General features: G+C 44.4%; 15 protein-coding genes. 10 read left to right on the top strand and 5 right to left on the bottom strand.

Annotated elements, in window-relative coordinates; genetic code table 11:
• The 6 genes from ABIO93_RS17880 to ABIO93_RS17855 all read left to right on the top strand — a co-directional run.
• The coding region (locus tag ABIO93_RS17880) for a DUF5915 domain-containing protein (RefSeq protein WP_348070070.1) at nt 1–1,584 on the top strand (1,584 nt) is incomplete at its 5' end.
• 202 nt (nt 1,585–1,786) lie between these two features.
• Nucleotides 1,787–2,035 carry a hypothetical protein gene (locus tag ABIO93_RS17875; RefSeq protein WP_348070069.1) on the top strand — a complete coding sequence of 83 codons (249 nt, stop codon included), beginning with the start codon at nt 1,787–1,789 and terminating at the stop codon, nt 2,033–2,035.
• 22 nt (nt 2,036–2,057) lie between these two features.
• Nucleotides 2,058–2,228, top strand: coding sequence for a hypothetical protein (locus tag ABIO93_RS17870; protein WP_348070067.1), 171 nt, complete (start codon nt 2,058–2,060; stop codon nt 2,226–2,228).
• A 7-nt stretch (nt 2,229–2,235) separates the two neighbouring features.
• A complete protein-coding gene (locus ABIO93_RS17865) occupies nt 2,236–3,015 on the top strand; it encodes a 3-hydroxyacyl-CoA dehydrogenase (RefSeq protein WP_348070065.1) in 780 nt (259 codons plus the stop codon).
• Between the two features lie 87 nt (nt 3,016–3,102).
• Nucleotides 3,103–3,450: a hypothetical protein gene (locus ABIO93_RS17860; RefSeq protein WP_348070064.1), complete on the top strand. Its 348-nt coding sequence runs from the start codon at nt 3,103–3,105 to the stop codon at nt 3,448–3,450.
• A gap of 98 nt (nt 3,451–3,548) precedes the next feature.
• Nucleotides 3,549–3,707: a hypothetical protein gene (locus tag ABIO93_RS17855; protein WP_348070062.1), complete on the top strand. Its 159-nt coding sequence runs from the start codon at nt 3,549–3,551 to the stop codon at nt 3,705–3,707.
• Between the two features lie 14 nt (nt 3,708–3,721).
• Here ABIO93_RS17855 and ABIO93_RS17850 read toward each other — a convergent pair whose 3' ends face one another.
• Nucleotides 3,722–4,471 carry a DeoR/GlpR family DNA-binding transcription regulator gene (locus ABIO93_RS17850; RefSeq protein WP_348070060.1) on the bottom strand — a complete coding sequence of 250 codons (750 nt, stop codon included), beginning with the start codon at nt 4,469–4,471 and terminating at the stop codon, nt 3,722–3,724.
• Between the two features lie 113 nt (nt 4,472–4,584).
• Between ABIO93_RS17850 and ABIO93_RS17845 the strand changes: the two genes are divergently transcribed.
• On the top strand, nt 4,585–5,124 hold the full coding sequence (locus ABIO93_RS17845) for a 5'(3')-deoxyribonucleotidase (RefSeq protein ID WP_348070059.1): 540 nt from the start codon (nt 4,585–4,587) through the stop codon (nt 5,122–5,124).
• Nucleotides 5,125–5,136: 12 nt separating this feature from the next.
• Here the strand turns inward: ABIO93_RS17845 and ABIO93_RS17840 are convergent, their stop codons facing one another.
• The 4 genes from ABIO93_RS17840 to ABIO93_RS17825 all read right to left on the bottom strand — a co-directional run bounded on the left by ABIO93_RS17840 (nt 5,137) and on the right by ABIO93_RS17825 (nt 8,663).
• The gene (locus ABIO93_RS17840) at nt 5,137–5,466 is read right to left on the bottom strand and encodes a type II toxin-antitoxin system PemK/MazF family toxin (protein ID WP_348070057.1); all 330 of its coding nucleotides are present in this window, start codon (nt 5,464–5,466) and stop codon (nt 5,137–5,139) included.
• Entirely contained in the window at nt 5,451–5,669 is a 219-nt protein-coding gene (locus tag ABIO93_RS17835) for a hypothetical protein (protein WP_348070055.1), read from the bottom strand. Before ABIO93_RS17835 ends, ABIO93_RS17840 begins: the two co-directional genes overlap by 16 nt.
• A 43-nt stretch (nt 5,670–5,712) precedes the next feature.
• Nucleotides 5,713–7,731, bottom strand: coding sequence for an excinuclease ABC subunit UvrB (uvrB, locus tag ABIO93_RS17830; protein ID WP_348070054.1), 2,019 nt, complete (start codon nt 7,729–7,731; stop codon nt 5,713–5,715).
• A gap of 77 nt (nt 7,732–7,808) precedes the next feature.
• Nucleotides 7,809–8,663: a cupin-like domain-containing protein gene (locus tag ABIO93_RS17825; protein ID WP_348070052.1), complete on the bottom strand. Its 855-nt coding sequence runs from the start codon at nt 8,661–8,663 to the stop codon at nt 7,809–7,811.
• 293 nt (nt 8,664–8,956) lie between these two features.
• Here ABIO93_RS17825 and ABIO93_RS17820 point away from each other — a divergent pair, with 293 nt between their 5' ends.
• From ABIO93_RS17820 to ABIO93_RS17810, 3 genes are all read left to right on the top strand, one after another.
• Nucleotides 8,957–9,766: a helix-turn-helix domain-containing protein gene (locus ABIO93_RS17820; protein ID WP_348070050.1), complete on the top strand. Its 810-nt coding sequence runs from the start codon at nt 8,957–8,959 to the stop codon at nt 9,764–9,766.
• 67 nt (nt 9,767–9,833) lie between these two features.
• The gene (locus tag ABIO93_RS17815; RefSeq protein WP_348070049.1) at nt 9,834–10,220 is read left to right on the top strand and encodes a VOC family protein; all 387 of its coding nucleotides are present in this window, start codon (nt 9,834–9,836) and stop codon (nt 10,218–10,220) included.
• Nucleotides 10,217–10,555 (top strand): n-acetylglutamate synthase, encoded by a 339-nt coding sequence (locus ABIO93_RS17810; RefSeq protein WP_348070047.1) that lies wholly within the window; start codon nt 10,217–10,219, stop codon nt 10,553–10,555. Before ABIO93_RS17815 ends, ABIO93_RS17810 begins: the two co-directional genes overlap by 4 nt.
• Nucleotides 10,556–10,558 lie beyond the last annotated feature (3 nt).

Here is a 10,558-nt window from a genome sequence, read left to right as displayed (position 1 = left end):
TACCCGTTTGAAAATCAGGAAATATTCAATCAAAGCTATCCGGCTGACTTTATTTCAGAGGGTGTAGACCAGACACGTGGCTGGTTCTTCACGCTGCACGCGATTGCAGGAATGCTGTTTGATTCGGTTGCATTCAAAAATGTTGTGTCTACAGGTTTGGTTTTGGACAAAAATGGCAACAAAATGTCCAAGCGACTTGGCAACGCTGTGGATCCATTCTCGACACTTGCCCAATACGGCCCTGACGCTACCAGGTGGTATATGATCACCAATGCAGAACCGTGGGATAACCTAAAATTCAACATTGAAGGAATTGGTGAAGTGCAGCGGAAGTTCTTCGGGACGTTGGTTAACACTTACAATTTCTTTGCATTATATGCGAATCTGGACGGTTATGAGTTCCATGAAGCCAATTCAGTACCAATCGAAAAACGTACCGAGCTGGACCGCTGGATCTTGTCAAAACTAAATACAGTCATCAAGGAAGTTGGTGAGCAGTTTGATGATTATAACCCAACCAAGGCCGGTCGGCTGGTACAGGATTTTGTGACTGATCAGCTTTCCAACTGGTATATCCGTTTGAACCGCCGCCGTTTCTGGAACCCTTCGCAGGAACAAGGAACCGGATTGACAGAAGACAAACAGGCAGCTTACGAAACTTTGCAGCATTGCCTTGTAACAGTAGCACAACTCATGTCGCCTATTGCACCTTTCTTCGGAGAATGGTTGTACAAAAACCTTACTGACGGCGATCGCGAGGCTTCCGTTAAAAACAACACTGGTTTCAAATACGATTCGGTACACCTTACCTACTGGCCGAAAATTGAAAGCGGCGTAGTGGACGCGGATTTGGAAGAGTCTATGGAACTGGCACAAACGATCAGCTCGCTCGTTCACTCGATCCGCAAAGGTCATAAGATCAAGGTGCGTCAGCCGCTATCCAAGATTCTGATCCCGGTTTTAAGCGATCATACCAAACGCCAGATTGAGCAGGTTACTGCTATCATTCTGACAGAGGTCAATGTGAAGGCTGTGGAATTCGTTCATGATGACAGCGGTATCCTTAAAAAGAAGATCAAACCTAACTTCAAGACTCTGGGACCTAAATTCGGGCCGAAAATGAAGGAAGTAGCAGCAGCGATTTCTGCCATGACTGAGGCTGAGATCAAAGAAATAGAGCAAAAAGGTAGCATTGTCCTAAATGGTGCACTTGATATCGCCATCAGTGATGTTGAAATCATCGCAGAAGACGTTCCGGGCTGGCTGGTAGCAAGCGAGGGAGGATTAACCGTCGCGCTGGACATTACCATTACTGATGACCTCAGACTGGAAGGTATCGCCCGCGACTTCGTGAACCGTGTTCAGAACCTTCGTAAAGACAGTGGTTTTGACGTAACTGATAAGATCAAAATAACATTGCAAAACAATGACGCCCTACTGGCCAACGCTATAACAGCCAATAAAGACTATATCTGTCAGGAAGTACAGGCATTGGATTTGAGCCTGGTGGGCGATCTGAATGGCGAGGCTACTGAAATTGAAATGGATGAGTTTCTGTTGAAGGTTAAGATTGAGGTGGTTTAATGGGGCAGTATCAGGCTTATCCATTCATAGCAAACGAGGCCACTGGTCATTTTAAGTTCCAAAGTGTAGGCAAGCGTGGCATAATCGACAAAACGATAGAATTGGCCCAAGTCGCACCAAGTAGATATAATCTTGCGTTGCTGGATTTCGATCCGGCTGCGCAAGATTATATATTGACAATTCGATTACAGATAATGGTGACATGCCCGAAATTCTTGCAACTGTGATGGCTGTGATTTTAGATTATCTCTCCCAGTACGCAGAAAGGAGTGTCGTCATAACTGGAAACAGTAGTTCCAGGACACGTCTTTATCAAATAGCTATTAATATGATTTTTGATGAAGTTAAACATCAACTGGAAATACTTGGTTACCAACATCAAGAATGGCAAGCATTTAAACCAAACCAATCCTATGAGAGTTTTTTGATAGCAAGAAAATTCTTAGATTAGTAAAAATAAGCTGGCTACAATCATGAAAATTCTGGATAAGAAATTAGATATTCCCGCAAATTTATTACCCCGAAAGATAATCGATAACACTTTGCCGGATCTGTCTGAGCACCCGGTTGTTAAAGTAAAAGCCGAACGAGCTCGCAAATTCCTCGAAGAGCATCCCATTCCTGAGCATCTGCTAAGGAAATAAAAGCCTTATGCAATTACAAAATTCCACAGCGATCATTACAGGCGGTGCTTCCGGATTAGGAGAAGCTACCGCCCGTTTGTTTTTAGGGCAGGGAGCAAATGTGGTTGTGCTGGATTTGAATGAAGTTGCCGGAGAAAAGCTTGAACTTGAATTTTCGGACCGGCTAAAATTCTTTAAGGCAGATGTTTCAATTGAAGCTGATGTTCAGAACGCTATCGACGAAGCTATTCGGTCGTTTCAATCCATTCAAATTGTCATTAACTGCGCAGGCATCGCCCCAGCTCGTAAAATCGTTGGCAAAGTTGACGGTATCTACGGTGCGCACTCGCTTGAAGTTTTTGAAAAAACAATCCGTGTCAATCTTGTAGGGACATTCAATGTAATGCGGCTTGCGGCATTTGCAATGGAAAAGAATGTACCCAATGACGAAGGTGAGCGAGGTGTAATTATCAATACTGCTTCGGTAGCTGCTTACGATGGACAAATGGGCCAGGTCGCCTACGCTGCAAGCAAGGGCGGTATCGTAAGCATGACATTACCCGTCGCCCGCGATCTCGCGAAATCTGGAATTCGGGTGATGGCGATTGCGCCGGGGTTATTTGAAACTCCGCTGATGCTGGGCCTCCCGGAAGAAGCGCGTTTGTCGCTCGGCCAGCAGGTACCATTTCCTTCCCGGCTCGGTCGTCCCTCCGAATATGCATTATTGGCACGATCCATCGTTGAAAATCCAATGCTCAACGGAGAAGTGATCCGGCTGGACGGTGCGATCAGAATGGCACCCAGGTAGCTCATTACGAGTTATTTGTATATCTTTATGGCAATGGGAATATTTCAAAACATATCTGGAAAGCGGTCAATTCTGCATTGGCTGTTTATGGCGACCCTGTCGTCCGGAATATTCCTTTCTTTGGAAGTCAGTTCTTATAATAGGGCAGCGAATGCAGACGCCTTCCTAATTACTGAGAAGTATACAGGCAGCGCTTCCAATGTTCGCTCCATTTATGATTTTTGTGCGCTGCCTGCTCACGGTTTTGAGCATGCCACTGATACCAGGAATCTGCAATTCACCTACATTGCAGCTATCTCAAAAAGGCACGATCATCTCGTAGTTCAACATTCCCTTGCATTCCCGGCGAAGTTACTTTCATTGAGAACAGGTATCACTCAGCACCTTCTGTGCAGAGCGTTCGCTTCCGAAGATCCTTTCATTTTCCATGCCTGATTAAAATTTATTCAGGCCTCACCCAATTTGCTGTTTAATCATGACGGAGCACCATGCTATGCGTTCAATCCGTTCTATTTTTCAATCCAAAATGGAAGATGAAATTCAATATTGTGTTAAAAATTATCCGGAAATGGCTCTGGCGCCTGGCCGTTTCCTATATGCTGGGCTTTGCCAGCGCCATTGATCACGACATCAAATCGATCGATGATTCCTGCTTTAAAATTGAACAAACGATCCCGGACAAGAAAGGTTAAGTTTGAAGAAAAATTCAAACCATCCTGATTCCCAGATCACTATATATTTTAAATTCATCACTGTCCGCCGGCTGATCAGTAATAATCACAGATAACTGATCAGTCGGGCAGACATAGTAAGCCTCCGCTGTCCCGAGTTTCTCCGTACTGGCAAGCGCGATCACTTCCTTCGACGCCCCGATCATCGCACGCTTTACTTCACTTTCTTCATAGTGCGGCCCAGTAACGCCCAATTCTGTATGGATACTGCAAATACCCAGCAAGCAAATATCCGCCCTGAATTTCTTGAAAAACTGAATTGTATCGCTCCCGATTGTTACAAATGAATTTTTTAATAGTCGTCCTCCCGCAAATAAAACCTCAACGTACTCGTGCTCTTCCAGCAATGAAGCAATGGGAAAACTGTTGGTAATCACCGTCAACCTCAAATCCTTTGGTAACATTTGGGCGATCAACATGGCCGAAGTTCCACCATCAAACAGCACAACCTGGTCGTTCTTTAAAAAAGTAAGTGCCTTCCTTGCGATAATTTGCTTCTGCTCATTGTCATAAAACATCCTGTCGCGGAAATGGTGCGGCCCGGGAGAATGCGGCACAGCCCCTCCTCTTACGGATTTCAGTAATCCCTGATCTGCCAGCTCTTTGATATCCCTGCGAATCGTATCCTCAGAAACATTTAGCAAGGCACTTAGTCCGCCCAAATAGACCTTTTGATCTAATCCAAGCTGTTTAAGTATGATCTGGAAGCGCTCCTCTTTTAACATAATAAACTTTTATTTTTTGCAAAGTTATCAAATTTTTAATTTCAATATTGCATTTTACTGCAATTAAGATTTACATTTGTTGCAAATAATTGCAAAATAAAGCATCAATCGAAATGACCCGAAAATCACTAGCTATCGACATGGACAATGTAATTGTCGATATTGAAACCAACTGGATTACCTGGTACCATAAAGAATTTGGAATAGAAGTGACCAAGGAGGCCATGCACGGCATTCCCGAAGATCAGGCTTTTCCTGATCCATTGGCAGCGAGAAGTTTAATTTACAAGCCTGGTTTCTTTCGCAACGCGCCACTAGTTCCGGGTGCGCAGGAAGCATTGTTGAAGTTGCAGGAAAATTTTGATGTATTTATCGTTTCAGCAGCGATGGAATTTCCAAATTCGCTCTCTGAAAAATATGACTGGCTAAACGAGCATTTTCCGTTCATTCACTGGAAAAATATCGTCTTCTGCGGCGATAAGCGTGTTATCAACACAGATTATCTGATTGACGACCACCTTAAAAACCTGGATTACTGCCAGGGAACACCTATTCTCTTCACCGCCGGCCACAACCGTGGAATCGATAAATACCGCAGAGTCGATAACTGGGATGAAGCGCTGGAACTGTTGAGTTCAATCGAAACTATCTGAGACTTTGAAGAATCATTTGATGATATCAATGATCTTCTGAGTCACTTCATTAATTAGACCGGTTTTTATCAATCCTGCCCTGCGAACAATAATATTTTTGTCGGCTGTAAAAATTCGCGTCGGTCTGATGTAACTATCCACAGGTAAAGAACCATTCACAAAATCCTTTGACGTTAATGCAATGGCTAATTTATCCGACGAGTTTTGTGAGGTAATCTGGCATAATAGGATGTCGTCACGTTCTAAATCTGCAATCACCATTGCAGGTCTTCTTTTAGACCCCGATAAATCCGAGAATGGAAAAGGAATGACTACAATCTCGCCTTTTATAAATTTTGCCACGCCTCGTCTTCTTCAGATGTTAGCCAATCTTTTGACAATACATTTTGACTGGCATAATGCGTCAGGGGCTTGTCCTGAGCGTGCGATTCATGGACGGTATCATTGATAGTGAAGGCAATTACCTCAACTTGTTTTCCTACAAAAGATTGAGGCAATTGAATTGAAACGTCCTGATTGTCTGGAACTAACAGCGTTCTGATCATAGCATGTATATTTAAACTTTCATAAATATATGAAATTATCGGATTACGCGCTCTCCTTCACCCGAGCCTTCAACTGCATCAACTCATCGCGTAACCTCGCCGCTTCGAGGAAGTCTAGGTCTCTCGCTGCGGACTCCATCTTGCGCTGCGTTTCGGCAACGAGTTTTTGCAGATCATTTTTACCCATATACTGAACCACAGGATCGGCAGCAATGCGTACTTCACTAGGCTCCACGTACACTTTGCGTACTTTGGAATCTGCCACAGAAGTCTGCTCCATAATGGCTTCCCTGGATTTCAAGATCGTTCTCGGAGTAATGCCGTTTTCAATATTATACTCGATCTGAATGCTACGACGGCGATTGGTTTCATCAATAGCCAACTGCATAGAGCCGGTCATGACATCGGCGTACATGATCACCTTCCCACGGTCATTACGCGCCGCCCGGCCAATCGTCTGGATCATGGAGCGGGTATCACGTAAGAAACCCTCCTTATCAGCATCCATAATTGCTACCAGCGAAACCTCTGGCAAATCCAGACCTTCCCTCAGCAAGTTGACGCCTACCAGCACATCAAAAACGCCCAGCCTCAGCTCACGCAAAATTTCCACGCGGTCCAGCGTCTTGACCTCCGAATGGATGTAGCGGCACTTGATGCCTACCCTGTCAAGATATTTACTCAATTCCTCTGCCATTCTTTTGGTCAAAGTCGTGATGAGTACCCTATCGCCCATCGTAATTCTTTTGTTGATTTCCTCCAAAAGATCATCAATCTGGTTCAGACTGGGCCTCACCTCAATTTCGGGATCAAGCAAACCAGTCGGGCGAATGATCTGCTCTACCACAACTCCTTCCGATTTGCGTAGTTCATAGTCAGCAGGGGTTGCACTCACAAAAATCGTTTGCGGCGTCATATCCTCAAATTCCTGAAATGTCAGCGGGCGGTTATCCAATGCAGAAGGCAGCCGGAAACCATACTCAACCAATGCTTCTTTTCTGGAACGGTCGCCTCCCCACATCGCGCGGATTTGCGGCATCGTTACGTGGCTTTCGTCTACTACCATAAGAAAATCCTCAGGAAAATAGTCGAGCAGGCAGAATGGTCTTTGCCCCGCAATGCGGCGGTCGAAGTACCGCGAGTAGTTTTCGATACCGGAGCAGTAACCGAGCTCCCGCATCATTTCCATATCAAATTCGGTACGCTCTTTCACACGCTCCGCCTCTGCCAGCCTTCCCTCCTTTGTAAAATATTGGATCTGCATGGCCAGATCATCCTGTATTTCCTTGATCGACTGCATTAAAACGTCCCTTCCAGTCACAAACAAATTGGCCGGAAAAATAGCAATGGCGCGTTCGGTAGAGATTTTCTTACCAGTCTCCGGTTCAATGCGCTGAATTTCTTCAATTTCATCTCCGAAAAAAATGATCCGGTACGCGAAGTCGGCGTATCCTGGAAATATATCAACCGTATCGCCTTTCACACGGAAATTACCTCTGTTGAATTCCAGTTCGGTACGGCTATAAAGAATCTCGACTAACCGAAACAGGAACTGGTTGCGACTCACAATGTCCCCCAGCTTGGCGCTGACGATACTTTTCTTGTATTCATGTGGGTTACCCGCACCGTAAATACACGAAACAGACGCGACCACCACCACATCCCGGCGGCCACTCATGAGCGACGAAACGGTATGCAGCCGCAGCTTCTCTATTTCCTGATTGATCATCAGGTCCTTTTCAATGTAAGTATTGGTACTGGAAATGAATGCTTCCGGTTGATAGTAGTCGTAGTAGCTGATAAAATACTCGACGGCATTTTTAGGAAAAAATTGCTTGAATTCGCCGTAAAGCTGTGCCGCCAGTGTCTTGTTGTGGCTCAGCACCAGCGTAGGTTTGTTGACCTGGGCGACGACATTGGCGACGGTAAATGTTTTACCGGAGCCCGTAACCCCTAGTAAAGTCTGTGAAGGTTCTCCGGCGTTCAGCCCTTGAACAAGTTGCTCGATTGCATCAGGCTGGTCGCCCGTAGGTTGGTAAACAGAGGTAAGTTCAAAATCCATAACGAGTAGTAAAGCCGTACCGTTTGTAACGCATTTCAAAGATATATTAGTTTCTTTGAAATGCGTCCGGTTTAACTTTATGCTTGCTCCTGCAAAATTGACTTCGCATTCTCCGCAGCTTTATTTTCTTTCCAATGCTGCCAGTCAATACCTAGCAGCTTAGTCATGCTCTTATCCACAAACGTGTGACGAACCAGGTTCATACCACCACGCACAGCCGTGAAAATGGAATTGTTAGCACGTAATGCAAGACTAAAACCGCCATCCACGTAGCGGATATAATGCCACCACAACGAAGGAATAAAAATCGTTTCTCCGTGATGCAGAATGGTTTCGTGTCCCACTGCCCCTTTCAATGCCGGGAATCTTTCATAATCAGGATCGATCGGATCTACCTTGCTCATCACCGTGAACGGGTGGTGGTACAGGCGTCTGCTTTCTTCCGGAGAAAACAATATTACCTGCTTCCTGGTCTGGAATTGGGTAAGGAAGACGTTGGAGCAGTCCATATCGTAATGGAGATTGGTAATAGAACCCTGCCCTCCAAAAAATACAAATTTGTAAGACTTCAAAAATCCATCCATAATGGTTGGAAAACGAATGTCGTCTGCCAGCTCGGGAATTTTTTTGAAGATATCAAATAAGAAAATACGCAGATCTGTCGGCCCTTTTTCAATGAGCGACAAATAGTCTCCGAACTTCATTGTTTTGGCAATCTGAAAATATTTATCCGCATCATGAATATGGTTATCAACCAAAGGAACATCTAGGCTCCCGTGATTTTCTCTCAGCCACTCGAATGTCCATTTTTGAATAGCAGGCCAATCTTTTGCCAAGTCCGTAAAAACAACGGGACGACTTGGCTTCAAATAATTCTCAATAAATTCCTCGCGGGTAAGTCCGCTACGCTTCTCTATGGGCACTAATTTCATAATAGAAACTGAGTAGTAAGGTAATCGACTATGTTATTAATCCTGTTAAATAATAGGTTAACAGAGACAATCATGAAACAATTCCGACCGTCATATATGCTATCAAATGTATTAAAGAGATTTCAAAAATATAAATTTCATTACAGATAATAAAAATTTATCTTGAAAATATATAGAGTAAGTAGATTAATATTTATCGCCTTAATGAATGGAAAAACGAGGTTCCGCCATAAGCTTTTAGAAACTATCCATTATCTTCAAGCCAGGTCACAACAGCACATGGACTGTTTATCATGAAATATTTCACTATTTCCCCATCTCCTGCGCTTGCCCGGTATGTCCGGTCCTTTTGGGTACTTGAACATGAAGTTTCCGAAGGCCAGCCCTACATTCACCGTACCATGGCAGACGGTTGTGCAGAATTGATCTTTCATTACAAAGGCCGTTTCGACGAGCTATTTGCCAATGATAAAATTGAATTATCCTTTAATTCGGGCATTCACGGGCAATCGCAAACGTTCCGCCGGTTCCTGATCCGGGAAGATTTTGGAATTTTCGGAGTCTATCTCTACCCTTTCGCCATACCCGTCCTTTTTGGTATTCCCTCTACCGAAATCAGCAATGAAATGCCGGATATGGAGGCGTTTCTTGGCAAAAAAGGAGTCGAACTGGAAGAAAAAATGATGTTGGCCACGGATACATCTGAAAGAGTTGAAGTGATGACCCACTTTCTGGAAAGCTGTTTGCGTAGAAATCAGCCTTCGGAACCTGCCGTTTTTTCGGTTATCAATCAAATCATCCGGAGTAATGGTATCGCCAGCGTGCCTGAACTTGCAGCTAGCAGTTTTCTGTCTACAAGACAGTTTGAACGAAAATTTAAAGCATTCTCAGGTTTTAGCCCGAAGCTTTTCTCCCGTATCATCCGGTTTCAGTCTGCATTGAATGCTTATGGAGATAAAGAAAAGTCGCTGACCGAAATCGCTTACGAATGTGGGTATTACGATCAGTCTCACTTTATTCACGATTTCAAGGCATTTTCGGGAGATCATCCCCGGTTTTACTTTTCCGGAAGAACCGAAGGAACCGGCTACCGCGATGTATAATGTCGCGTTTTTCCAATTTTGAGGTATAAGCCGCCGATACCTTTGCTTAAACTTAAAACAAAAAATTATGAGCAATGTAAAAGTCCCCAACGGCCATCAAACATTAATGCCCTACTTAATGCTGGCAGGAGCCGCAAAGTTTAAGGAATTCACAATCAATGTATTTGGTGGAACAATCGTCTCAACACATTTCCAGGAAGACGATCCGAGCCAGATCAAACATTCGGAAGTAAGGATCGGCGATAGTACCATTATGTTTTGCGATGCCCGTGGAGAATGGCCTGCGCAACCGTCCAATATGTTTATCTATGTAGAAAATGCAGACGACACTTTTCAAAAAGCATTGTCCGAGGGTGCAACCAAATTAATGGAGCCATCCGACCAGGATTACGGTCGGAGCTGCGGGGTAACCGATCCCTGCGGCAATGTGTGGTGGATAACTTCTGTACTATGACTAATTACGATAATAAGGTTTTTATTCCGCTTTCTAATTCTGAAAATGGTGAAGTGGATCTGCAAATGCAGTTTTTGTATAAGCAAACGGGTAACATCGTGACTTCCACTTATTCGGGTGGCAGGATCGTTACCGGCCATTTGATTGCCCTGGTCGACGACCGGGGCAATTTGGATATGCGCTATCATCAAGTTAATGACAAGGGTGAGATCACCACCGGCATCTGCCATTCTACCCCTGAGCAACTTCCGAACGGAAAACTTCGTATGCATGAAAAATGGCGATGGACTTCCGGGGATATGTCGGAAGGAGAATCGCTTCTTGAAGAGGAATAACGT

Source organism: Dyadobacter sp. (assembly GCF_039919315.1).
Lineage (GTDB): Bacteria > Bacteroidota > Bacteroidia > Cytophagales > Spirosomataceae > Dyadobacter.
Note: the sequence above shows the minus strand (reverse complement) of the source record. Positions and strands in the feature narration are given on the sequence as shown.

Excerpts from the sequence above, each read along its gene's own strand:
- ABIO93_RS17875 (WP_348070069.1), top strand. The coding sequence starts at position 1,787 with ATGCCCGAAATTCTTGCAACTGTGATGGCTGTGATTTTAGATTATCTC.
- ABIO93_RS17870 (WP_348070067.1), top strand. The coding sequence starts at position 2,058 with ATGAAAATTCTGGATAAGAAATTAGATATTCCCGCAAATTTATTACCC.
- ABIO93_RS17865 (WP_348070065.1), top strand. The coding sequence starts at position 2,236 with ATGCAATTACAAAATTCCACAGCGATCATTACAGGCGGTGCTTCCGGA.
- ABIO93_RS17860 (WP_348070064.1), top strand. The coding sequence starts at position 3,103 with ATGGCGACCCTGTCGTCCGGAATATTCCTTTCTTTGGAAGTCAGTTCT.
- ABIO93_RS17855 (WP_348070062.1), top strand. The coding sequence starts at position 3,549 with ATGAAATTCAATATTGTGTTAAAAATTATCCGGAAATGGCTCTGGCGC.
- ABIO93_RS17850 (WP_348070060.1), bottom strand. The coding sequence starts at position 4,471 with ATGTTAAAAGAGGAGCGCTTCCAGATCATACTTAAACAGCTTGGATTA.
- ABIO93_RS17845 (WP_348070059.1), top strand. The coding sequence starts at position 4,585 with ATGACCCGAAAATCACTAGCTATCGACATGGACAATGTAATTGTCGAT.
- ABIO93_RS17835 (WP_348070055.1), bottom strand. The coding sequence starts at position 5,669 with ATGATCAGAACGCTGTTAGTTCCAGACAATCAGGACGTTTCAATTCAA.
- uvrB (WP_348070054.1), bottom strand. The coding sequence starts at position 7,731 with ATGGATTTTGAACTTACCTCTGTTTACCAACCTACGGGCGACCAGCCT.
- ABIO93_RS17825 (WP_348070052.1), bottom strand. The coding sequence starts at position 8,663 with ATGAAATTAGTGCCCATAGAGAAGCGTAGCGGACTTACCCGCGAGGAA.
- ABIO93_RS17820 (WP_348070050.1), top strand. The coding sequence starts at position 8,957 with ATGAAATATTTCACTATTTCCCCATCTCCTGCGCTTGCCCGGTATGTC.
- ABIO93_RS17815 (WP_348070049.1), top strand. The coding sequence starts at position 9,834 with ATGAGCAATGTAAAAGTCCCCAACGGCCATCAAACATTAATGCCCTAC.
- ABIO93_RS17810 (WP_348070047.1), top strand. The coding sequence starts at position 10,217 with ATGACTAATTACGATAATAAGGTTTTTATTCCGCTTTCTAATTCTGAA.